This is a genomic window from Pseudarthrobacter linnaei (assembly GCF_055412825.1).
Genome location: NZ_JBVAYX010000022.1, coordinates 20,816 through 43,419, shown reverse-complemented (window position 1 = coordinate 43,419; position 22,604 = coordinate 20,816). Strand labels below are relative to the sequence as shown.

The 22,604-nt window shown below is 68.3% G+C and carries 22 protein-coding genes and 1 tRNA gene; 10 read left to right on the top strand and 13 right to left on the bottom strand.

The genetic code is table 11. From position 1 onward, the window contains the following. Positions 1-51 precede the first annotated feature (51 nt). From rlmB to ACZYZ3_RS15910, 6 genes are all read right to left on the bottom strand, one after another. Positions 52-1,038 (bottom strand): 23S rRNA (guanosine(2251)-2'-O)-methyltransferase RlmB, encoded by a 987-nt coding sequence (gene rlmB, locus ACZYZ3_RS15935; protein WP_463964786.1) that lies wholly within the window; start codon positions 1,036-1,038, stop codon positions 52-54. Between the two features lie 123 nt (positions 1,039-1,161). Further along, positions 1,162-2,640, bottom strand: a complete 1,479-nt coding sequence (cysS, locus tag ACZYZ3_RS15930) for a cysteine--tRNA ligase (protein ID WP_463964785.1) — start codon at positions 2,638-2,640, stop codon at positions 1,162-1,164. A 56-nt stretch (positions 2,641-2,696) separates the two neighbouring features. After that, positions 2,697-3,026 carry a hypothetical protein gene (locus ACZYZ3_RS15925; RefSeq protein ID WP_463964784.1) on the bottom strand — a complete coding sequence of 110 codons (330 nt, stop codon included), beginning with the start codon at positions 3,024-3,026 and terminating at the stop codon, positions 2,697-2,699. Between the two features lie 41 nt (positions 3,027-3,067). Continuing rightward, positions 3,068-3,604, bottom strand: coding sequence for a 2-C-methyl-D-erythritol 2,4-cyclodiphosphate synthase (gene ispF, locus ACZYZ3_RS15920; protein WP_463964783.1), 537 nt, complete (start codon positions 3,602-3,604; stop codon positions 3,068-3,070). Positions 3,605-3,606: 2 nt separating this feature from the next. Then, complete coding sequence (ispD, locus tag ACZYZ3_RS15915) at positions 3,607-4,440, bottom strand: 2-C-methyl-D-erythritol 4-phosphate cytidylyltransferase (RefSeq protein ID WP_463964782.1); 834 nt, start codon at positions 4,438-4,440, stop codon at positions 3,607-3,609. 182 nt (positions 4,441-4,622) lie between these two features. Continuing rightward, positions 4,623-5,105, bottom strand: coding sequence for a CarD family transcriptional regulator (locus ACZYZ3_RS15910; protein WP_024367191.1), 483 nt, complete (start codon positions 5,103-5,105; stop codon positions 4,623-4,625). A 300-nt stretch (positions 5,106-5,405) separates the two neighbouring features. On the opposite strand from ACZYZ3_RS15910, the gene ACZYZ3_RS15905 reads away from it, so the two are divergent. Then, the gene (locus ACZYZ3_RS15905) at positions 5,406-5,957 is read left to right on the top strand and encodes a hypothetical protein (protein ID WP_463964781.1); all 552 of its coding nucleotides are present in this window, start codon (positions 5,406-5,408) and stop codon (positions 5,955-5,957) included. A gap of 141 nt (positions 5,958-6,098) precedes the next feature. Here the strand turns inward: ACZYZ3_RS15905 and ACZYZ3_RS15900 are convergent, their stop codons facing one another. Further along, positions 6,099-6,779 carry a response regulator gene (locus ACZYZ3_RS15900; RefSeq protein ID WP_463964780.1) on the bottom strand — a complete coding sequence of 227 codons (681 nt, stop codon included), beginning with the start codon at positions 6,777-6,779 and terminating at the stop codon, positions 6,099-6,101. Beyond that, complete coding sequence (locus ACZYZ3_RS15895; protein WP_463964795.1) at positions 6,776-8,032, bottom strand: sensor histidine kinase; 1,257 nt, start codon at positions 8,030-8,032, stop codon at positions 6,776-6,778. The genes ACZYZ3_RS15900 and ACZYZ3_RS15895 overlap by 4 nt, the downstream gene beginning before the upstream one ends. Positions 8,033-8,238: 206 nt before the next feature. Between ACZYZ3_RS15895 and phoU the strand changes: the two genes are divergently transcribed. Continuing rightward, positions 8,239-8,901 (top strand): phosphate signaling complex protein PhoU, encoded by a 663-nt coding sequence (gene phoU, locus ACZYZ3_RS15890; RefSeq protein ID WP_463964779.1) that lies wholly within the window; start codon positions 8,239-8,241, stop codon positions 8,899-8,901. Between the two features lie 143 nt (positions 8,902-9,044). On the opposite strand, the gene ACZYZ3_RS15885 is transcribed toward phoU, so the two are convergent. After that, positions 9,045-9,791: a phosphoglyceromutase gene (locus ACZYZ3_RS15885; protein WP_463964778.1), complete on the bottom strand. Its 747-nt coding sequence runs from the start codon at positions 9,789-9,791 to the stop codon at positions 9,045-9,047. Between the two features lie 216 nt (positions 9,792-10,007). Here ACZYZ3_RS15885 and ACZYZ3_RS15880 point away from each other — a divergent pair, with 216 nt between their 5' ends. Then, a complete protein-coding gene (locus ACZYZ3_RS15880) occupies positions 10,008-10,826 on the top strand; it encodes a class I SAM-dependent methyltransferase (protein WP_463964794.1) in 819 nt (272 codons plus the stop codon). Between the two features lie 80 nt (positions 10,827-10,906). Here the strand turns inward: ACZYZ3_RS15880 and ACZYZ3_RS15875 are convergent, their stop codons facing one another. Next, complete coding sequence (locus tag ACZYZ3_RS15875) at positions 10,907-11,263, bottom strand: DUF2516 family protein (RefSeq protein ID WP_463964777.1); 357 nt, start codon at positions 11,261-11,263, stop codon at positions 10,907-10,909. A 9-nt stretch (positions 11,264-11,272) separates the two neighbouring features. After that, entirely contained in the window at positions 11,273-12,481 is a 1,209-nt protein-coding gene (locus ACZYZ3_RS15870; RefSeq protein ID WP_463964776.1) for a trans-sulfuration enzyme family protein, read from the bottom strand. Between the two features lie 88 nt (positions 12,482-12,569). On the opposite strand from ACZYZ3_RS15870, the gene tmk reads away from it, so the two are divergent. From tmk to ACZYZ3_RS15845, 5 genes are all read left to right on the top strand, one after another. Next, positions 12,570-13,226 carry a dTMP kinase gene (gene tmk / locus ACZYZ3_RS15865; protein ID WP_463964775.1) on the top strand — a complete coding sequence of 219 codons (657 nt, stop codon included), beginning with the start codon at positions 12,570-12,572 and terminating at the stop codon, positions 13,224-13,226. After that, positions 13,223-14,365: a DNA polymerase III subunit delta' gene (locus tag ACZYZ3_RS15860; RefSeq protein ID WP_463964774.1), complete on the top strand. Its 1,143-nt coding sequence runs from the start codon at positions 13,223-13,225 to the stop codon at positions 14,363-14,365. The genes tmk and ACZYZ3_RS15860 overlap by 4 nt, the downstream gene beginning before the upstream one ends. A gap of 113 nt (positions 14,366-14,478) precedes the next feature. Further along, positions 14,479-16,044: an alpha/beta hydrolase gene (locus ACZYZ3_RS15855; protein ID WP_463964773.1), complete on the top strand. Its 1,566-nt coding sequence runs from the start codon at positions 14,479-14,481 to the stop codon at positions 16,042-16,044. 97 nt (positions 16,045-16,141) lie between these two features. After that, positions 16,142-16,214: transfer RNA gene (locus ACZYZ3_RS15850), tRNA-Thr, on the top strand. Between the two features lie 315 nt (positions 16,215-16,529). Then, a complete protein-coding gene (locus tag ACZYZ3_RS15845) occupies positions 16,530-17,828 on the top strand; it encodes an MFS transporter (RefSeq protein WP_463964772.1) in 1,299 nt (432 codons plus the stop codon). Positions 17,829-17,846: 18 nt separating this feature from the next. Here the strand turns inward: ACZYZ3_RS15845 and ACZYZ3_RS15840 are convergent, their stop codons facing one another. Beyond that, complete coding sequence (locus ACZYZ3_RS15840) at positions 17,847-20,744, bottom strand: cation-translocating P-type ATPase (RefSeq protein ID WP_463964771.1); 2,898 nt, start codon at positions 20,742-20,744, stop codon at positions 17,847-17,849. Beyond that, positions 20,741-21,214, bottom strand: a complete 474-nt coding sequence (locus ACZYZ3_RS15835; protein WP_463964770.1) for a hypothetical protein — start codon at positions 21,212-21,214, stop codon at positions 20,741-20,743. Before ACZYZ3_RS15835 ends, ACZYZ3_RS15840 begins: the two co-directional genes overlap by 4 nt. A gap of 71 nt (positions 21,215-21,285) precedes the next feature. Between ACZYZ3_RS15835 and ACZYZ3_RS15830 the strand changes: the two genes are divergently transcribed. Both ACZYZ3_RS15830 and ACZYZ3_RS15825 read left to right on the top strand, forming a co-directional pair. Further along, on the top strand, positions 21,286-22,263 hold the full coding sequence (locus ACZYZ3_RS15830; protein ID WP_463964769.1) for a coiled-coil domain-containing protein: 978 nt from the start codon (positions 21,286-21,288) through the stop codon (positions 22,261-22,263). A gap of 39 nt (positions 22,264-22,302) precedes the next feature. Beyond that, positions 22,303-22,482 (top strand): hypothetical protein, encoded by a 180-nt coding sequence (locus tag ACZYZ3_RS15825; RefSeq protein WP_463964768.1) that lies wholly within the window; start codon positions 22,303-22,305, stop codon positions 22,480-22,482. Positions 22,483-22,604: the final 122 nt, after the last annotated feature.

Genomic DNA, 22,604 nt, shown 5'->3' with positions numbered 1-22,604 from the left:
TGTTGGGGCCCCGGATGGGCGCGAAGTGACCCCGCGTTGCTTGGCAGCGGACTACTTGACGGCGCGCTGGCGGGAGATCTCGTAGAGGGAGATGCCCACGGCCATGGAGGCGTTCAGCGACTCCATCGCAGAGTCGATCGGGATGGAGACGATCTGGTCGCAGTTTTCGCGGACCAGGCGGCTGAGGCCCTTGCCCTCGGAACCGACAACGATGCAGACCGGCTCGGTGGCCAGGGCGAGGTCGGGCAGCGAAACGTCACCGTCGCCGTCGAGCCCGAGAACATAGATGCCCATGTTCTTGAAAGCCTTCAGCGTGTTGTTCAGGTTGGCCGCACGTGCCACGGGGACGCGGACGGCGGCTCCCGCGCTGGTCTTCCAGGCCGAGGCGGTGACGCCGACGGAGCGGCGCTCCGGGACGATGACGCCGTGGCCGCTGAAGGCCGAGACCGAGCGGATGATCGCGCCGAGGTTGCGCGGATCAGTGATGCCGTCCAGCGCGACGAAGAGCGGCGCGTTGGCGACGTGGCCCTTCTTCCAGCTCGCGAGGGTCTCCTCGGCCAGCTCGTAGGCATCCTGGTATTCGTACGGCGGGATCTGCAATACGAGGCCCTGGTGGATGGCGTCGTCAGTCATCCGGTCCAGCTCGGGCTTGCCGGTTTCGAGCAGCGGGATGCCGCGCTCGGCCGCCAGCTTGAGGGACTCCTTGACGCGGTCATCCATCTCGATGCGGATGGCCACGTGCAGGGCCTTGGCCGGGATGCCGGCGCGCAGTGCCTCCACGACGGAGTTGCGTCCGGTCACGACTTCCTCGGTGGCGCGGCCCTTGGGGCCGGAACGGGCGCCGGGGTTGCGCGCGGCGCCCGGGCGCTTGGCCGCGGAGCGTTCCGCGAGCTGTTTGTTCTTGTGGGCCTTGTGGTACGGGCGGTCCTCCGCCTTGGGCGTCGGCCCCTTGCCCTCAAGTGCCTTGCGGCCGTGACCGCCGGTTCCGACGGAGGGGCCCTTCTTCAGTTTGACCGACCGGCGACCGTTGTTGGCCATGAGTTCCACCCTTTTAAATACGCGATTCGTTGATAAGTCTGAACTCCAGTCTACTGACTCGAGTTAAATCCTCGACCGCGTGGCACTGCCGGGCCCCGGCGCAGCGCCGGGAACCGGGCCGGATCAGCCGCGCTTGAGGCTCCAGTTTGCGCCGTCCGGGCCGTCCTCGACAACGACGCCGGCGGCGGCGAGGGTGTCGCGGATGGCGTCCGAGGCGGCCCAGTCCTTGCTGGCGCGGGCCCTGGCCCGGGCCGCGAGCTGCGCTTCGACGAGGACGCCGAGGGCGGTGGCGCCTTGTTCGTCCGCGGCGGGCCCCGCGGTGTCGCTGAGACCAAGGACACGGAGCATGTCGGTGACGCTGAGCAGTGCCTGCCGGGCGGCCTCGAGTTCCCCGGCGGTGAGGGCGGTGTTGCCGGCGCGGACGGTGTCGTGGAGCACCGCCAGGGCCTGCGGGACGTTGAGGTCATCGTCCATCGCGGCCCCGAAGGCGTCGGGGACAAGGCCGTAGCTGGCCAAGCCGTAGCTTGTCGGGGTGCCGCCGTCGGCGCCGGCCAGGGTCCGGATGGCGCGGCTGATGAAGCCGTCGATCCGTTCCACCGCGGCGGCGGCCTCCTGCAGCGAGGACGGCTGGTAGTCCAGCACGGAGCGGTACTGGGCCTGGCCGAGGTAGTAGCGGACCACGCGCGGCGGGGCCAGCTCCAGCATCTCGGCGGGGCTGACGGTGTTGCCAATGGACTTGGACATCTTCTCGCCGGCGTAGGTGACCATGCCGTTGTGCATCCAGAAGTTGGCGAACCCGTGGCCGGCAGCCTGCGACTGGGCCATCTCGTTCTCATGATGCGGGAACCTGAGGTCCAGTCCGCCGCCGTGGATGTCGAACTCGGCGCCGAGGTACTTGGTGACCATCGCGGAGCATTCAAGGTGCCAGCCCGGACGGCCGTCGCCCCACGGCGAGGCCCAGCTCGCCGTCGTCGGCTCCCCGTCCTTGTGTCCCTTCCAGAGCGCAAAGTCGCGCGGATCCTTCTTCCTGCTGCTGAACTGGGCTTCCACGTCAGGGGCCCCCTGCATGTCATCGACCTTCTGCCGGGTCAGCGAGCCGTACTTGTGCCAGGAGCGCACGTCGAAGTAGACATCCCCTGAACCGTCCGGGGCCGGGTAGGCGTGCCCGCGGTCGATCAACTGCTGGATCAGGGCGTGCATTTCCGGGATGTGGCCGGTGGCGCGCGGTTCGTACGTGGGCCGGGAGACACCCAGGGTGTCGTAGGCCTTGAGGAATTCCTGCTCGTAGCGGTAGGCCAGCGCCCACCATTCCTCATTCCGGACGGCGCCGGGCTCGTCCTCGAAGTCGGGCCCGAAGGAGGCGGCGGACTTGGCAAGGATCTTGTCGTCGATGTCGGTGACGTTGCGGACCACGGTGACCCGGAAGCCGCGGTACTGCAGCCAGCGGGTGAGCTGGTCAAAGGCGATGGCGGAGCGGATGTGCCCGACGTGCGGCATGCCCTGCACCGTGGCGCCGCAATAGTAGAGGCTCACTTTGCCCGGAACCAGGGGGACGAAGTCGCGGACTTCGGCGGATGCAGTGTCATAGAAGCGCAGGGTCACCGCTCCAGATTAGCCGATCGGGATCCGGCCCCGGCGTGCGGAGCGCTTCCTGCGGCCTACTTGCAGTACTCGCCGATCTTGTTCATCTGCTCGGCGAGCTGCTTGGTCTGTTCGTCGCTCTTGGCCCCGAGTGAGGTGCCGGCCACCTGCTTCATGATGTCCGCCATCTTCTGAATCGGATCGGCCACCTCGGGCGCCACCTTGTCCGCGACCTCCTGGTAGTGCTTGGAGATCTGCTCCGCCTGCTGCTGCTGGTTGCCGGCGGGGACGAAGGTGTCCTGGTTGAGGAAAGCGCAGCTTTCCGGGATGCTCATCTTCGGCGTCGCGGCGCAGCCGGTCATCAGCAGTCCGCCCAGCAGGACGACGGCGGGCAGCAGCTTTTTCACGGGGAGTCTCCTGATGTGGCGGGAAGGGGTCTTCCTCAAGCCTAGGCGACGGACTCGGGAGACGCCGAGCCGGAGCGGTAGACCAGGGCCGTCGCCGTGGCTGCGATGCCTTCGCCGCGGCCGGTGAAACCCAGGCCGTCACTCGTGGTGGCCGAGACACTGACCGGGGCGCCCGCGGCCTCGGTGAGGACCCGCTGGGACTCCTCCCGGCGGGGGCCGAACTTGGGCCTGTTGGCCACGAGCTGCACGGCGATGTTCCCGATCTCGAAGCCCGCCGCGCGGACGATCCGCGCGGCCTCGGCCAGCAGGGTCACTCCGGAGGCCCCGGCGTACTCCGGGCGGTCGGTGCCGAAGTGCGTGCCGAGGTCCCCGATGCCGCACGCGGAAAAAAGGGCGTCGGCGGCGGCATGGGCGACCGGGTCGCCGTCGGAGTGGCCGGACAGCCCGCGCTCCCCGTCCCAGAGCAGCCCACCGAGCCAGAGCGGCTGGGGCGTGTCCTCGGGTGCGTAGGCGTGGACGTCGATGCCGATTCCGGTCCGCGGGATGACGGGCAGCGCGGGATTCTGGTTTCCGGACATGCTCAGCCTTCCACCCAGCGGGCGCCCAACGGGCCTTCGAGGAGAGCCTCGGCGATGATCAGGTCCAGCGGCGTAGTGATCTTCAGCGATTGGCTGGCGCCGCGCACCGCGTGGACCGGGACGCCAAGAAGTTCCACCAGCATGGCGTCGTCGGTGACGGCGGCCGCCTGCATGGCGTCGTAGGAGGCCGCCGCCTCGTGGGCGCGCCGGAGGGTGGCGAGCTCGAAGCCCTGCGGCGTCTGCACCGCCCGGAGGGTCTCCCGGGCCGCGGTTCCGGTGACGATTTCAGGGGAAATGGCGGCGCCGGCGCCCGTGGTCGGTTCCACCGTCTTGACCGTGTCCACCACGGGCATGACCGGGATGACGGCGACTGCGCCGGCGGCCAGTGCGTGCGATACCCGGTGGAAGACAGCCTCCGGAGCCAGGGCGCGGGCGGCGTCGTGGACCAGGACAGCTTCCGTAGCGGGCAACAGCGCGGCCAGGGCGGCGCGGACTGATGCGGCGCGGGTGGCGCCGCCGTCGACGATCGTCACGACCGGCAGCTGCACGCCCTCGCCGGCGGCGTGCGTGCGCCGGCGTTCCGTGTTGAGCTCCTGCATGAAGGCCTCACAGAGGGCGCGGAGTTCCGGGTCGCCGGGAGGAATAGCGACGCAGATCTGCTGCGCGACGCCGGCTGCGGCGACACCCCGCAGGGCGTGGGTGAGGATGCTGTCCCCGCCGAGCGGAACCATGGCTTTCGGCATGCCGTAGCCCAGGCGCTGGCCGGAGCCGGCCGCCACAACGATGACCGCGGTGACGGGGCCGGACGGAGACGTGTTGGTCGGTGCAGAGTCCATGCGCACAAGACTACGTCCCGGCGCCGCGTGCATCCCAGTGAGCTGCCAGTTCCAGTGCCTCCGTGGCGTACTGAAGGACCAGGGTGTTGAAGGAGCAAACCGAGTGGCGGTCGAAAAAAGGGCAAAAGAAACCCCGGCAGCGGTTACGCTACCGGGGTTCGATTCTTGTCTGTTCGACTTGCTTAGGAAGCCAGGACCTCGTCGAGAACGCTTGCAGCCTTCTCTTCATCAGTCTTTTCAGCCAGCGCCAGTTCTGAAATCAGAATCTGGCGTGCCTTGGCCAGCATGCGCTTCTCCCCTGCGGAGAGACCCCGGTCGTGATCGCGGCGCCACAGGTCGCGGACGACCTCTGCCACCTTGATGACATCACCGGAAGCAAGCTTCTCCAGGTTTGCCTTGTATCGACGTGACCAGTTGGTGGGTTCTTCGGTGAACTCGGCCCGCAGCACTTCAAACACGTGCTCCAGACCTTCTTTGCCCACTACGTCCCGGACCCCAACAAGGTCAACGTTTTCTGCTGGAACTTCAATGGTCAGATCACCCTGAGCCACCTTGAGCTTGAGATACATCTTCTCTTCGCCCTTGACAGTGCGCATCTTGATTTCTTCAATTTTGGCTGCACCGTGGTGAGGGTAAACTACTGTCTCGCCGACCTCAAAAACCATGTGGACATTCCCCTTTCCCGCAGACCAGTTTATCACGTTTAAGGCATACGACTGCCACGGAACTCACCCAAGAACCGCGTAAATACGGGGAAAATGGCCTTAAACGGCACCGTCAGACCCCTTGACGAACGCGGACATTAGTGCATGGCCCCGCCTCTGCCAAGATTGCCCGACCTCCCCCGCCGGCGCCCGGCCGGGCACGGAGCGACCGGATTGTGTACGGCCCGAATCATCGTTTGGCGGGGATTGCCGATAGGCTATGGCTGAATAATGTTCCAAGACTCTCAAGGAGTGCGAGACGTGGGTTTCACTGCGACGAACCGGGGCCAGCGCGGCAAGCTGGCAATGGCAACGGCTGCTCTGGGCATCGGCCTGCTGTCCGTAACAGGCTGCGGCTACATCAACCCTCAGGCGACCGCCGCGCAGTACGCGGCCTCCGACGGAACGCAGGCCAACGTTGGCGCGCTTCAGCTGCGCAACATGATGATCATCTCCGCCGGTGAGGACAAGCCCGGCCGTGTGATCGGCGCTGTGTACAACTCATCCTCCGAGGACGTGACGCTGACCATCGCCGGTGCTGGGGGTTCCCAGACCGAGGTCCCTGTCAAGCAGAACTCCTACACGCTGCTCAACGACTCCACCGACGAGGCCATCCTGAGCACGACCGGCGGCATCCCGGGTTCCCTCGTCGAAGTCAGCATCAGCGAGGACGGCACCAACCAGAAGGCCACGTTCAACGTGCCGGTGCTGGACGGAACGATCTCCGACTACAAACAGTATCTGCCGGCCGGCAGCGAGCCCACCGGCTCGGCCACGCCGACCCCGTCGCCGACGAGCAACGCGAACCACTAGCTTCCATACGGAAAAGGAGGGGCGCCCGGTCACCGGGCGTCCCTCCTTTTTCCGTATGCTTTGTCCGTCCCGCCGGGTCCGTGCCATGATCCTCCGGGCTCAGTGCTCCGGGCTCCGCCCTCCGGGCTCAGGGCTCAGGGCTCAGGGCTCGAACTTGTAGCCCAGGCCGCGGACGGTGATGAGGTGCCGCGGCGCCGAGGGATCCGGTTCAATCTTGCTGCGGAGCCGCTTGACATGGACGTCGAGGGTCTTGGTGTCCCCCACGTAGTCCGAACCCCAGACCCGGTCGATCAGCTGCCCGCGGGTCAGGACCCGGCCGGAGTTCCGCAGCAGCATTTCCAGCAGTTCGAATTCCTTCAGCGGCAGGGAAACCTGTTCGCTGCTGACCGTGACTACGTGCCGTTCGATGTCCATCCGGACCGGTCCCGCGTGCACGGTGCTGGGAACCAGCTCCTCGGGCTCGCCCTGGCGGCGCAGCACGGCCCGGACCCGGGCCACCAGCTCCCGGGACGAGTAGGGCTTGGTGACATAGTCGTCGGCGCCGAGTTCCAGCCCGACGACCTTGTCGATCTCCGCGTCCTTGGCCGTCAGCATGATGACCGGGACGGACGAGCGCTGCCTCAGCTGCCGGCAGACCTCGGTGCCTGACTGGCCCGGCAGCTGCAGGTCCAGCAGCACCAGGTCGGCGCCGTTGCGGTCGAACTCGGTGATGGCGTCCAGCCCGTTGTCCACCACCTCCACTTCGAATCCTTCCTTGCCCAACAGGTAGGACAGCGGGTCGCTGAAGGACTCCTCGTCCTCGACAATCAGAATCCTGCTCAAGCGGTAACTCCTTGCTCATGGGCGCCGGCGGCGTCCCGTCGTGTTGGTCTGGGGTGCTGGGTCGGGCCGTTGCCCGCGGCCTGCGAGGCCGCCTGGTGCGAGGGCTCGCCCGCGGCAATAACGCCGTCGAGGTCCTGGCCCTCCAGCTCCGGGAGACGGATGGTGAAGGTGGAGCCCTGCCCGGGCTGGGACCAGAGGGTCACCTCGCCGCCGTGGTTGGCGACCACGTGTTTGACGATACTCAGGCCCAGGCCGGTGCCGCCGGTATGGCGTGACCGGGCGGCGTCCACGCGGTAGAAGCGCTCGAAGACGCGTTCCTGGTCCTCGGGGCTGAGCCCCTCGCCCTGGTCCGTGACGGAGACGGCCACGAGGCCGTCCCTGGCCCGGATGCCGACGCCGACCCGGGTGTTTTCCGGGGAGTAGCGGATGGCGTTGTCGATCAGGTTCCGCAGCGCCGTCACGAGCTGGTCCTGGTCGCCGTAGACCATGGCGTCCGGATGCCCGCCCACGACGAGATCGATGTTCTTGCTTTCCGCCGGCAGCTGGGACCGGTCCACCGCTTCGGTGACGACAGTGTTGATGTCCACGGCCCGGCCCTGCTTTGCGACGTTGGAGCCCTGCAGCCGGGACAGTTCGATGATGTCCTGCACCAGGGCCGCCAGGCGGGCGGATTCCTTGTGGGTGCGTCTGGCGAAGCGGCGGACCGCTTCCGGGTCATCGGCGGAGGACTCGAGCGCCTCGGCCAGCAGCGAGATGGCACCGACCGGCGTCTTGAGTTCGTGGGAGACGTTGGCGACGAAGTCGTTGCGGACTTCCTCGGTGCGGGTGACCTCGGTCCGGTCGTCCGCCAGCAGGAGGATGTATTCCTCCGCGATCACGGCCGCCCGCACCTGGACCACGATGGTTCCCTGGCCCAGCGGGCCCCGCGGCAGTTCAAGGAGCCGTTCGAGGATGACGCCGTCGCGCCTCACCTTCGCGGTCATCTCCAGCAACTGCTCATGGACCAGGGTATGGCCGCGCACCAGTCCGTAGGCGTACGCGGCGGGGCTGGCGCGAACGACGCCGTCGATCGCGTCCACCACCACAAACGCCCGGCCGACGGCGGCCAGCACCTCGGCGGCACCTTCGGGAAGTGCGGGATCCTCGAACTCCACGTCCACGAGCTTGCGCTGCTGCTCACTGACCCGGAAGGCGAGCACGCCGAAGACGCCAAGCGACAGGCCGATCAGGCCGGCGATCACGCCGATAAGCATTGGGTCCACGGCTCCAGCTTATGCTCTGCCCCGCGTGGGAAACTGTAATCTCCCGCTATTCCCACTCCGGTTCAGCTAACGTTCATCTATTGGGGCGTAACAGTTCACCGGACGCTGGAACACTGGACAGTTGGAGCGCCGCCAGGTGACCGAAATGGGCCCGCCGCTGTGGTGGCCGGCAATATTTCCAAGGAAAGGACGCACACGTGCGCAAGGTTTTTCAGGAAGAGCTCGCCCAAGTGGGGGAACAGCTCGTCGAAATCTCAAAGCTGGTCAGTGAAGCCATTGACAAAGCCACGACTGCCTTCGCCGGCGCCGACATCGATCTGGCCGAGGACGTCATCGCGGCCGACGCACGGATCGACTTCCTGCAGAACAGCCTGGACGAGCGCGCCATCGACATCCTCGCCCTGCAGGGCCCCGTGGCCAGCGACCTGAGGATGATCGTGGGGTCACTCCGGATGAGCGCCTCCCTGGAGCGGATGGGCGACCTCGCCCGCCACCTCGCCCAGCTGGCCCGTCTCCGTTACCCGGCCACTGTGGTGCCCGCGCAGCTGCGTGAGACGTTCAAAAGCTTCGCCGACTATGACCTGCTGATCGCCCGGAAGCTCACGGTGCTGCTGGAAACCCGGGACCTCGAAGTGGCCCGGGACATCCTGAAGGCCAACAGTGCGGTCAACGACCTGCACCTGAGCGTCTTCCAGGCGATCGCCCGCAGCGACTGGCACGAATCCCCCGCCACGACGGTCGACGTCGCCCTCGCCAGCCGCTACTTCGAGCGCTTCGCGGACCACGGCGTGTCCGTGGCGCAGAAGGTCACCTACCTGGTCACCGGTGCCTGGCAGCCGAACGGCATCGAGCACAGCTAGCACCCGCCGCCGCCGTCCGTGTACAGGGACGCCGGCCAGCAGCGCCGGACAGCACGTCTGGACAGCAGAAACAACGACGCCGGCCGGTCACCTTACGAGGTGACCGGCCGGCGTCGTGCGTTTCCGCGGTTGGCGCCGGGGCGCTACTTCTTGCCCTGGTTGGCGACTGCCTGGATCGCCGTGGCCGCGGCCTCGGGGTCGAGGTAGGTTCCGCCCGGGTTCAACGGCTTGAAGTTCTCGTCCAGTTCGTAGACCAGCGGGATGCCCGTGGGGATGTTCAGTCCGGCGATCGCTTCGTCGCTGATGCCGTCCAGGTGCTTGACGAGGGCGCGCAGCGAGTTGCCGTGGGCCGTGACCAGGACTGTCTTGCCGGCCTTGAGGTCTTCCTTGATGTCCGATTCCCAGTAGGGCAGCAGGCGGACCAGCACGTCCTTGAGGCATTCGGTGCGGGGCAGTGCGCCGCCGAGGGCCGCGTAGCGCGGATCGTGCGCCTGGGAGAACTCGGAGTCGTCGTCCAGGGGCGGCGGCGGGGTGTCGTAGGACCGGCGCCAGGTCATGAACTGCTCCTCGCCGTATTCGGCGAGGGTCTGGGCCTTGTCCTTGCCCTGCAGGGCGCCGTAGTGGCGCTCGTTGAGCCGCCAGTCCCGCTTGACCGGGATCCAGCCGCGGTCGGCCCTGTCAAGGGTCATGTTGGCGGTGTTGATGGCCCGCTTCAGCACCGAGGTGTACAGGACGTCCGGGAGGATATTGTGCTCCACGAGAAGCTCGCCGCCGCGGATCGCCTCGGCCCGGCCCTGGTCGTTGAGGTCAACGTCCACCCAGCCGGTGAACAGGTTCTTGGCGTTCCATTCGCTGTGGCCGTGGCGCAGCAAAATCAGCTTATAAGTCATGGTTTTCATCCTAGCTGAGCGGCCCCGGGCAGCGCCGCGCGTTACAGAACCCGCGCCACACCGCCACGCGGGGTCGCTACGCGCCCGTCCCGGGGCGCCGCATGGGCCGGAACTGACCCCGCGTTGGATGGGACGCGTTGGAGATAGGGTGGGCTGGTGGTGCAGAAGGCTGAGCGGGTGGCGTCCCCGCAAACCCATGTCATGGGAAAAGGCGGCATGGACAAACGCGGCGTGGGGAAAGGCGGACCCCGGGCGGACAGGCCGGTGGGCAACATTACCCGCGGCACCACCAACCCAAACCGGATGCGGCGGCTGGACCGCTGGCTGACCGGCCCGCAGGCCTGGCGGCTGCGCGCGGCGGCTGATCCCCTCGCCGTCGATCTGGGCTACGGCGCGTCCCCGGCCACCGCCGTCGAACTCTTCGAACGGCTGTCCGCGGTCCGGCCCGATGTGCGGGTGGTCGGCATCGAAATCGAACCTGAGCGCGTCCGGCTGGCCCGGGAACTGGAACGGCCCGGGCTGAGCTTCCAGCTGGGCGGCTTTGAACTGCCGGTCGACGGCCGGCCCGTCCTGGTGCGGGCCTTCAACGTGCTCCGGCAGTACGAGGAGGCCGATGTCGCGGCCATCTGGCGCCTGGTGCAGGGCCGGCTGGCCCCGGACGGGCTGTTCATCGACGGCACCTGCGACGAGATCGGCCGCCGGGTCACGTGGGTGGCGCTGGACGCCGAGCGGCCGCTGAGCCTAAGCCTGTCAATGAGGTTCGGCAGTTTTACGCTGCCCTCCGAGGTGGCCGAGCGGCTCCCGAAGGCCCTGATCCACCGCAACGTGCCGGGCGAGAGGATCCATGCCTTCCTGCAGGCGATGGACCAGGCCTGGCTGGAGGCCGCGCCGCTGGCGTCGTTCGGGAACCGGCAGCGCTGGACGGCGATGTGCCGCTCGCTGCTCGACGCCGGCTGGCCTGTCCAGGACGGTCCGGCCCGGTGGCGGCTGGGCGAACTGACGGTCCGCTGGGACGCCGTCGCGCCGGGCCCCTAAGCCGGGCCCTGAAGGCGACGGTCAGGGGCCATGCCGGAGGATTCGCTGAGCGAGCCTGCCAGCTTAGGGGTTTGCGGGGATCACCAGGGGCCGTAGGGACCCGTGTTGCGGCTTCCGCCGCGGCCCGCATCCTTGACGGCCGGGCGGACGTCGGCGAGGTAAACGGACGCCGCCGTCACGGCGACGAGTCCGAACAGTCCCAGCGGGCCCAGGAGGCCGCCGCCTCCGCCGCCTAACAGCGAGAGCAAGCCCACGGCCATGGCGCCGCCGGTGACGGCCAGCCAGAATGTCTTGGTGCGCTTGGACACGGCTTCAAAGGCGTTCGCCTTGTGCCGCAGGCAATCGGAAAAAGCCCATACCTCAAGGGCCAGGGCTACGAGGGCCAGGAGAAAGTAGACCCCGGTCTCGACATAGTAAATAAGCGCTCTTCCGTCCATGCCCCCAGCCTAGCCGTCCAAGCTGGCCAAGGCCTGCTCCAAATCGGACCAAAGGTCCTCGACGTTTTCGATTCCCACGCTCATCCGGACCAGATTGTCAGGCACACTGGCGGGCTCGGCCGCGTGCCGTCGCCGCCGTTCGATCAGCGACTCCACGCCGCCCAGGGACGTGGCTGGCAGCCACAGCTTCAGGGCCCGGATCATCCGGTCCGCGGCATCGGCACCGCTGAGGCTTCCGTTGCGGCTGCCCTGGCCGCCGTCCACCGGGGCCATTTCAATGCACAGCACCGAGCCGAAGCCCTTCATCTGACTCCTGGCCCGTTCGTGGCCGGGGTCCGAGGGCAGTCCCGGGAAACGGATGCTGCCGATCCTGGGGTGCGTGCTCAGCCGCCCGGCCAGCACGGCCGCCGAGGCCTGCGAGCGCTCCACCCGCAGGGCCAGGGTGCGCAGCCCGCGCAGCGCCAGCCAGGCCTCAAAAGGCCCGGCGATCCCGCCGTGGATGGTGCGGTGGTGCAGCAGCGCGGCGCGCAGTCCGGCGTCGGACGTCACCAGGGCGCCCAGCACGACGTCGGAGTGGCCTGAGAGGTATTTCGTCACCGAGTGCAGGACGATGTCGGAGCCCAGCGCCAGCGGCTGCTGCACGAGCGGGGTGGAGAAGGTGTTGTCCGTGACGACTACGGCGCCCGCCGCGTGCGCGGCTGTCGTGAGAGCGCGGATGTCCGCGACGCCCAGCATCGGGTTGGTGGGGCTCTCCAGCCACAGCATGCTGGCGGGCCGCCCGTCCGCCGGCGCGAGCTGCGCCAGGACGGCATCGGTGTCCGCGATGTCCACCGTGCGCAGTTCCAGGAACCCCTTGGCGGCAAGTTCCGTAGCCATCACCAGGGATCCGGCGTAGCTATGAGACGGCATGACGAGCACTCCCCCGCCAGGAACAAGGGACAGCGCGGAACTGACGGCGGCGAGGCCGGAAGCATAAAGCAGGCCCGGGAGCTCGGCACCCTCCAGCTGGCCAAGGGCTTCCTCGAACGGGTCCCAGGTGGGGTTGGAATACCGTCCGTAGCCGCGGTCGCCGTCGCCCAGCGGTCCCGTGCCGTAATAGGTCGAGGAGAGCACCAGCGGGGGGTTGACCGGTTCATCGCGTTCGCGCGGCGGGCGGCCCGCCGCCACCACAACCGTTTCTGCGGAAAGGAAGGCTGCCTGTGCATCGGAAAGACTCATGGTCACAGGGTACTTCGGCGCCCCTCAGGGCGGCCAAGGCGTTACGTCCCGGCGCGTTACTGTCAGTGATTGTCGGTACGCTAGAGCAGTGACTACCCATAATCCCGGACTGTTTATCGCCTTCGAGGGCGGCGACGGCGCCGGCAAGTCGACGCAGGCGGCCGAGCTGGCATCGGCCCTTGAATCGCGGGGCCTCAGGGTGCTGCGGACCAGGGAGCCGGGCGGCACTCCGATCGGCGAAAAGCTGCGTGCCCTGGTCCTGGAGCACGGCCATGGCCACATCGATGCACACACCGAAGCCCTGATTTTTGCGGCCTCCCGCGCCGCCCACGCCAGCCAGGTCATCCGCCCGGCCCTGGAACGCGGCGCGATCGTCCTCACCGACCGCTACATCGATTCCTCGGTCGCCTACCAGGGCGCCGGCCGGGACCTGGGCACCGACGCCGTCCGCAACATCAACGAGTGGGCCACCTCGGGCCTGCAGCCGGACCTCACCGTGCTGCTCGATGTTGACCCCAAGGTAGGCCGGCACCGCCGCACCGCGGACGATGCGGCCGAAGACCGGCTGGAATCCGAGGCGGACGAGTTCCATGCCCGGATCCGCACCGCGTTCCTCGCACTCGCGGCGGCCCGGCCCGGGCAGTATCTCGTCCTTCCCGCCCACCTCCCGGTCGAGCAGCTGGCGGTGCGGATCCTCGAGCGGGTGGAGCCGCTGCTGGCCCTCCGCAGGGGCGTGAGCGCATGAGCGTCTGGGACGACCTCCAGGGCCAGCCCGCCGTCGTGGCCCAACTGCGCCAGGCTGCCGAAGGCGACGGACTGACCCATGCGTGGCTTTTCACCGGGCCGCCGGGCTCCGGGCGGTCCAACGCGGCGAAGGCCTTCGCCGCCGCCCTGAACTGCGACCAGGACGATGTCAGCCGGCGCGGCTGCGGTGAATGTGCGGCCTGCCTGACCATCCTGGGGGAAACCAACTCCGATGTCGCGTTTGTGCGCACCGAGAAGGTCACCATCACCATCGCCCAGGCCCGCGAGCTGGTCTCCACGGCCGGGAACCGGCCGTCGTCGGCGCGCTGGCGCATCATCGTCGTGGAGGACGCGGACCGGATGGCGGAACGCACCACCAACGTGCTGCTCAAGGCGATCGAGGAACCGACTCCCCGCACCATCTGGATGCTGTGCGCGCCGTCCCCGGCCGACGTCCTGGTCACCATCCGGTCCCGGTGCCGGGCGGTGGCGTTGCGGCTTCCACCCGCGGCCGATGTCGCTTCCCTGCTGGTCAGGCGCGACGGCGTCGACCAGGCCGTCGCCGAACGCGCGGCCCGGGCGGCGCAAAGCCATGTCGGGATCGCCCGCCGGCTGGCACGGGACCCCGAAGCCCGCGAACGGCGGCTCGAAACAGTGCGGTTCCCGCTGGGCCTCCGGGGCGTCACCGCCGCGGTGCTGATGGCGGAAAAGCTCGTCAAGATCGCCACCGCGGAAGCCAACAGCTCCAACGACGAGCGCGACGCGGCGGAAAAGGCCGCCCTGCTCGCCACCCTCGGCGCACCCGAGAGCGGCACGCTGCCGCCGGCCATGCGGGGGCAGGTCAAGCAGCTCGAGGACGACCAGAAGCGCCGCGCCAAGCGTTCGGTGACAGACTCCCTCGACCGCACCCTGACTGATCTGCTGTCCTTCTACCGGGACGTACTGATCATCCAGATGGGGAACGCCGTCGAGCTGGTCAACGTTGAACTCAGGAGTGAACTCGTGGAGTTCGCCCGCCAGTCCTCCCCCGAAACAACACTTGCCCGCATGGACGCCATCAACAAGGCCCGCCAACGGATCACGACTTCCAACGTGGCTCCGCTGCTGGCCGTCGAGTCGATGGCCGCCAGCCTCATCTGAGGGATCATTGAGTGACCGTCCCCGGTGAACCGACCATCAGCCCGGCCCCCAGCACCGGTCCGGTGTGAAGTGCCAGCCCCTCCGCTCCGTTCCGATCCGCCAAGGAGACCCGCATGAAGTCTGCACGAGCAGTGCCCGCCAGATCCCGATCCCTTGCGATCGGCATGCGGGCGGCCGGCGCCGTGGCCCTGGCCGTGGTGCTCTCCTCATGCACCCTGTTCGGTGTCGGCGACGGCGGGGCCAAGAGCGCGGGCACCCCGAATCCTGAGATCGCATCCTCCGCGCCCGCCGAACTCCGCAGCTACTACACGCAGAGGACCGACTGGACGGCCTGTGAGGCGGACTTCCAATGCGCCAAGATCAAGGTTCCGCTGGACTACAGCAAGCCCGACGGCGACAGCATCGAGATCGCGGCGATCAGGCTCTCCACGAAGGGCGGCAGCAGGGGCAGCCTGCTCATCAACCCGGGCGGACCCGGCGGCTCCGGCTATGACTTCGTCAAGGACGCCGGAACCACGCACTTCTCGGAGAAGCTCCGCGCCAACTTCGACATCGTGGGATTCGACCCCCGCGGCGTGAAGCGCTCCGCCCCGGTCACCTGCCTGACGGAACAGGAACGCGACGCCTCCCGCGCGAAGATCTACGACCTGGACACCGACGCCGGCGTGGCCGAAACCCTGGCGGACAACCAGGTGATCGCCGCCAAGTGCGAGGAACAGACCGGGCCCGTCCTGGGCCAGGTCGATACCGAGAGTTCCGCCAAGGACCTCGACATCCTGCGTGCTGCCCTGAACGACACGAAGCTGAACTACATGGGGTTCTCCTATGGGACGTTCCTCGGCTCGACATATGCCGCGCTGTTCCCTGACAACGTCGGCGCGATGGTCCTGGACGGCGCGATGGACCCCTCCCTCAGCTACGAGGAAGTCACCAGCGGCCAGGCGAAAGCCTTTGAAAAAGCCCTCCGCGCCTACGTGGAAAAATGCCTCCAGTCCGCTGGCTGCCCGCTGAGCGGCGGCGTCGACAATGGGATCGAGCAGATCCGGGACCTGATCGCGGCCGTGGAGGCGAACCCGATGCGCGCCAAGGACGGCCGGATGGTCTCGGCGTCCATCCTGGTCACCGGCATGATTGTCCCGCTGTACAACGACGACAACTGGCCGTTGCTCACGCAGGCCCTCGGCGCCGCCCTGAAGAATGACGCCTCGCCGTTCCTGAGGCTGGCCGACTTTAACGCCCAACGGGAGCCCGACGGCAGCTATTCGTCAAACAGCACCTTTGCCTTCAGCGCCGTTAACTGCCTGGACTACCCGATGGTCACGGACACGGCGGGGATGCGCGCGGAGGACCAGCAGCTCCGGCTGGATTCACCCACCTTCGGCAAATACTTCGCCTTCACCGGCACCAACTGCAAGGAATGGCCGTACCAGAACGTCCGGACCCCGGCACCGGTGGACTACACAGGGTCGACCAACATCCTCGTGATCGGCACCACCGGCGACCCGGCCACCCCGGTGGAATGGGCGAGCGAGCTGCGCAAGCAGCTCGGTAACGCCTCGCTGCTGACGTGGCAGGGCGAGGGCCACACGGCCTACGGTCGCTCCAACGACTGCGTCGGCAATGCCGTGGACGACTACCTGGTCGACGGTAAGACCCCGGCGGACAACACTGTCTGCTGAGGCGCTCGGCTCTCATTTTGACCCGGGCCGGAGGACTCTACTACAGTTGTCTCTGGCATGAAGCGCCCGGGCCACCGCCCGGACATTTCAGGCGGTTGCTTCCTTAGCTCAGTTGGTAGAGCGTCTCACTCGTAATGAGAAGGTCGCCAGTTCGATTCTGGCAGGAAGCTCTGATCTTCAGTTATCGGCCCCAGCGAAGTCGTCGGGGCCTCCAGGGGGCCCCCGCTCCGGCCACTGCAGCCGCCCCGGAACCACCCTCCACGCCAGCAAGTGGTCGACTTCCTGGCCACGGACTGTGGCGCAAGGGAAACCTTCCCGAGGTCCACGTCGCCGGGGTCAAGGTCAAGTCCTTCGCCACCGACGACGGCAACGCTCCCAGCACCTCGTGCTGAACGTCGGCGAGACGGGCCCCAGCACCCCGTACGGGCAGCGGACGTTCTGCCGGGCCCCTTGCCCTTCCACAGACCGTCCGCGAGTCTTGGGAAATGGGCCGGCCCCACCGACGCTTCTCAGCCCGCGAGCGGGTCAGGCGATCTGCCCTGCCCGGCGCCAACCGCCGGAGTCTCTGGGGTCCGGTGATCGGTTTTGGGCTCGTCAGCCTGGCCGCCGACGTCGTCTCCGACGGCGCGCGGCCCCTGGCGGGCCCCCTGCTCGCCCAACTGGGTGCCTCTGCCCTGCTCGTCGGCCTCGTGACGGGCGGCGCCGAAGCCGCGGCGCAGGGACTCCGTCTGGTGTTTGGGCCGTGGGCGGACCGAACCCGCAAATACTGGACCTTCACTCTGGCGGGATATGCGCTCACGGTGGTCTGTGTGCCCCTGCTCGCCGTAGCACCCTGGGCCGGAGAAGCCGGCCTGGTCCTGGCCTCAGTGCTCATCATCGGGGACAGGGTCGGCAAAGCCGTCCGCAGCCCGGCTAAGACCGTGCTGCTGGCAGCGGTCGCCAAGCCCGTGGGCCGAGGCCACGGCTTCGCGGTCCACAAGTCGCTGGACCTCGTAGGAGCCCTGCTCGGGCCCGTCCTGGTCGCCGCGGTACTCGCTGCCACCGGAAACCTGTCGGCTGCCTTAGCGGCGCTGTCCGTTCCGGCAGCGGCGGCCATCTTCCTGCTGTTCTGGTTACGCCACCGGGTGCCGGATCCCGGCCCCCGCCAGCCGCCGTCGCCCGGAGCCGGTGGACTTCCCCAAGGTGGCGAACCGGCACCCCCGGGCGCCGCAGGCCGTCCGGCGCCGTTGTTTTCCGGGAGCTTTGCACTGTACGCTGTCTCCGCTTTCTTCTGGAGCGCGGGGCTCGTTGCCTTCGGTGTCATTTCGTTCCACCTCACGACGACGGCGGCCGTTCCGGTGGCGGTGGCTGCGCTGATGTACGCAGGTGCGATGGCGGCGGCGGCCCTGGGCGCCCTCGCCAGCGGTGTCATCTATGACCGTTCCGGCGGCCGGGTGCTCCTTGCCCTTCCCCTGCTGGTCGCTGCTGTGCCGGTGCTGGCCCTCGCGCCGGGGGCCGCGGTAGCTTTTTTCGGCGTCCTCGTCTGGGGTACCGCCCTGGGTATCCAGGACTCGACAGTGAAGGCGCTGGTTGCCGATCTGGTGCCCGAAGAGCGCCAAGGGACGGCGTACGGGGTCTTCGCAGCCTTCGAAGGGGCCGGCGCGCTGGCCGGCGGCGTCCTTTACGGCGCACTCTATGGCACCCGCCCGCTGTTGATCGCGGCCGTGGCGGTCCTGCAACTGCTCGCGTTCGTGGTGCTGGTTGTGGCGCTCCGCAGGACCCGCAGCCCCTTGCGGCGGCCTTAGAGCCGTGACCGGCCCCTGTCATCGGCGAGCCTGCACCTCCCGGCGCCGCTCGCCCGCCCGCAGGACAATTTTGCGGAGCTCATCGAACCACAACACGGTCGAGGCCATCGCAACGCAGACCGCCCAGTGGCCGGGGTCCAGGGACGCCGTCCCGAAGGCACGCTGCAGGAAGGGCAGCTCGACGACCGCCACCTGAAGCACCGTCGCCAGCAGCACCGACCCCCAGAGCCATTTGTTCACGAAGAGCCGGCGGAAGGCCGACGTCGTCTCCGAACGGGAGTTGAAGGCGTTGAACAGCTGGGCGAACACTAGGGTGGTGAAGCCGGCAGTGCGTGCGACGTCGAGTGAGTCGCTGCCGCCCGGGACCAGCCCGCCGGGCAGAAAGATGTCGATGGTCAGCAGCGACGCAACGCCCATGACCAGGCCGATGCTCAGGATACCCAGCCACATCCGTGTGCCGAGGATCCGGTCTCCGCGCTGACGCGGCCGGCGCGCCATGACGTCGTCGATTTCCGGGTCAACCCCCATCGCCAGGGCGGGGCCGGAGTCGGTCACGAGGTTGATCCACAGGATCTGCGTCGCCAGCAAGGGCACCGCGATTTCGCCGGGGCTCGCTCCGGCCAGGCCCATGGCGCCGGCGAACACGACGCCGAGGAAGACCGTGAACACCTCGCCCATGTTCGAGGAGAGCAGGTACCGCAGGAACTTTTCGATGTTCTCGAAGATGACCCGGCCCTGGCGCACCGCGGAGACGATCGTGGCGAAGTTGTCGTCGCCGAGGATCATGTTCGAGGCCTCTTTGGTGACCTCGGTGCCCGTGACGCCCATGGCGATGCCGATGTCCGCGGTTTTCAGCGCCGGCGCGTCGTTGACACCGTCCCCGGTCATCGCCACCACGTTGCCCTGGGCCTGCAGGGCAGTGATGATCTGCAGTTTGTTCTGCGGCGCCACCCGCGCGTACACCGAGGTGTCCCGGGTAAGCCTGCGCAGCCCGGCGTCGTCCAGTGCGTCCAGCTCCGCGCCCGTAACCGCCCGCTCCCCCGGCTTGGCGATCCCGAGGTCGCCGGCGATCCGTGCCGCACTGAGCGGGTGGTCCCCGGTGATCATCACGACGCGGATGCCCGCCCGCCGCGCCTCGGCCACCGCCGGGGCCGCTTCAGCCCGCGGCGGGTCCAGGATTCCGACGACGCCGACGTACACCAGCGTGCTCTCGTCCTCCTCGTCGAGGATGTCCGCCTCGTGACGGTCCGCGTCGGTATATCGGCGGTAAGCCACACCGAGTGTCCGGAAGGCCTGGGACGAGAGCTCCTCGACGTCGGCCAGCGCCCGGGCGCGGCGGTCCGCGTCCATCGGAACCACCTCCCCTCCAAGCTGAAGTCCGGTACAGCGTTCCAGCAGGACGTCCGGGGCGCCCTTGGTGACGAGGGACAGGGTGCCGCCCTCCCGGTGGTGGGCCAGCGCGGACATCAGCTTCCGCTCGGAGGTGAACGGAATCTCACCTTGCCGCTCGAACTCCCCGGTCCTGTCCGTGACCCCTTCAATCTTCCGGGCCGCGACGAGGAACGCAGCTTCCGTCGGGTCGCCCTGGATCTCCCATTCACCGCCGCGCTCCAGCAGCTGCGCGTTATTGGCGAAGGAACCCCCGGCCAGCACCATGCGTGCCTCCTGGAGCAGCGCCGGATCACGGACTTCGTGGCCCTTCTGGAGCACACCGCCCTCCGGCCGGTACCCGACGCCGGTGAGCTCGACCTGACCGGAGGCTGTGGTGATCCTGCAGATGGTCATTTCGTTGCGGGTCAGCGTCCCGGTCTTGTCCGAGGCGATGACCGAGGCGGAGCCAAGGGTTTCCACCGAGTGGAGCTCCTTCACCACGGCGTTGCGTTTGGCCAGGTTCTGGACACCGATGGCGAGCACGACGGACAGGATAGCGGGCAGACCTTCCGGCACGGCGGCCACCGCGAGCGAGACCCCCAGCAGCAGGACGGTGACGAGCCCGCTCAGCGTCGAGACCTTGTTGACGATAATGATCGTGGCCATCACGACGACGGCGATCGCGATCACGGTGACGCCGAGCAGCTTGCTGACGCCGGCGATTTCGCGCTGCAACGGGGTAGGCGCGTCCTCCGCTGCGGCCAGCATTCCCGCGATCGCGCCGACCTCGGTATCCATCGCGGTTCCGGTCACCACCGCCCGGCCCACGCCCTGCGCCACGGCCGTCGCCTTGTACACCATGTTCAGCCGGTCACCGAGGGGCACGTCATAGCTGAGGACCCTGGGGTTCTTGAAGACGGGCGAGCTTTCGCCGGTGAGCGAGGATTCGGCAACGCCCAGGGAACTTGCCGTGATCAGCCGGGCGTCGGCACCGACGGAGTCCCCCTCGTTGAGGACCAGGATGTCACCGCGCACCAGTTCCGCCGACGGCACGGTTTTCAATTGGCCGTCCCGCAGCACCGTGGAGTTCGCTGCCGTCATCAGCCTTAGCGCCGCGACGGCGTTCTCGGCCTTGTTTTCCTGCACGAAACCCAGGACACCGTTGAACAAGACCACGGCCCCGATTACGAGGGCGTCAACCGGCACCCCGGCGGCACCTTCCACCGCCCAGGCAAGGACCGAGATCGAAATGGCCGCCAGCAGCAGGTAAACCAGCGGGTCCTGGAACTGCCGCACGATCTTGCGCCACAGCGGCACCGGGGGTGCGGCACGGAGTTCATTGGCGCCGTAGAGTGCCAGGCGCCGGTCCGCCTCGTCCGAGTCCAGCCCGGTCTCCGGGCTGACGTCGAGCGTGCGCAGGGCCTCGGCGGCGCGGCGGAGATGCCACGGGAGGGCACCGGCGGCGCCCGCGGCGCCGCGGGAGGCCGGGATCGACAGGCTGTGGGCCGCGGCGCCGGGACCGACGCCGCGTGATGGTTCGCTCAACGGACCCAGACGGAAGCCGCGCCGGAATGGCCGGTGATGACGCTCTGGTAGACGAAGAAGGCTCCGGCTGCCGCCGCGACGACCAGCAGGGCCATCCGGACAGCACTGTTGGTGCGCAGCGCCCCGAGAAAGGCGAAACGCCGTCCGATGGGCTCGTAGCTCACGATCAGCGCGGCCGCCACAACCACGAAGAACACCACGGAAACGGTCTTGAGCACGTCCCCCTGTTCCGCGTGTTCCCGGATCAGGGCCGGCGAGGGTCGGGCCTTCTCCAGCTGTTCCCCGGCTTCCGCGGTGAGGAGGGACAACGGAACCAGGCCCAGGGCCAGCACTCCCAGCGGCCAGGCCAGGTAGCCGCGCCAGCGGGGCGCCGCGGCGTAGACTATCGCGGCCAGACCGGCGATCGGAGCCAGGACGACGACGGCGTGGATGAGCAGGATGTGGGCCGGGAGGCCCGCTATTTCAATCATGTGTGCACCTATCCGTCGGAACCGCCCGGTGGCGGCGGCGTAGCCGCGGGCCGGGCTTCTATGATTCTTGCATGGGAGAGCAGGGGCTGGCGGACGTTGCGGCACGGCTCTATGCCCTCCCGTTCGACCATTTTGTCGCCGCACGGACAACGGCGGCCAAAGAGGCTGCTGCCGCGCAGGAGCAGCGGACCTTCGCCGCGGAGGTGCGGTCGCTGCCCAAGCCGTCCGTGGCGGCGTGGGCGGTGAACATGCTCGCTGCCCGGCGGCCTGAGACCCTCCGGGAACTTGCCGGGCTGGGAACGTCGATGCGCGCCGCGCAATCCTCCCTCGACGCCCCGGAACTCCGACGGCTGGGACAAGAACGGCGTCAGCTCCTGGCCAGCGCGGTCAAGGCGGCGAGGGAGATCGCCGAGCAGCAGGGACGGAAGATCAGCGGTGCGATCGCGGCGGAGGTGGAAGCTACCCTCCGCGCGGCCACCGCAGATGCGGGGGCCGCTGCCGCCGTGCAGTCCGGCCGCCTGCTCCGGGGGCTGTCCGCCGACGGCGTGGACGTGGTGGATCTCTCTGGCACCGTGGCGCTGCCCGGCCTGGTGCTTCCGGCGGAGGCCGAACCCTTGTCCGCGCCTGGTTCGGCCGGGGAGGCGGTCCGGGCCGGAACCGCGGCCCGGACCGGGAAAGCGGCAGCGACGGATCAGCCCCGCTTGCGCGCGGTCCGGCGGGCACCTCGGCCGTCCACTCCCTCCGCGCTGGAACGGGCCCGGGCGCTGCTCAAGGATGCCGAAAATGCAGCCGAAGCGGCCACACGGGAATCCCGGCAGCAAGAGGAGGAACTGGCCGAGTCCACGGCCCGGGCCACAGGGCTCGCCGACGCGGTGCGGACGCTGCGGGAACAACTCGCCGAACGCGAGCAGGAGCTCAAAGCTGCCAGGAAGCGGCGCGAACTGGCAGCTGCCCGGGCGCAGCAGACAGCGCGGGCGGCGGCCAGGGCGCGGCGCACCGAGGACCTTGCCCGGGAACGGGTGCTGCGGCTGGGCGACACACCGCACTGATGACCGGATAGTGTCGGAGGCCGGCGCCACACTTAATCCATGGAAACCAACCAGTACTTTGAAGTCACGTACCTGGACCCGGACTGCGGCCGCATCCGCACCGAGACCTTCGACGACGTTTCCGACGCCGAACGCTTCGCCAGCCGACAGGTGGCCGACGAGCACAGCTGGGCCATCATTGACGCGGTGCCGGTGCAGGAAGGCCGCAGAGCCGCCTAGCTTACTGCCCGGGGAGGTCGGCTGAAGTCGTGTGAGGACACGCCGCTCCGCCAGCCGCCTGCTCCTTTGATTCCCCCAACCGTGCCGGAGGCTTTTCCTCTGGAAACCTCCGCACCCCGGCC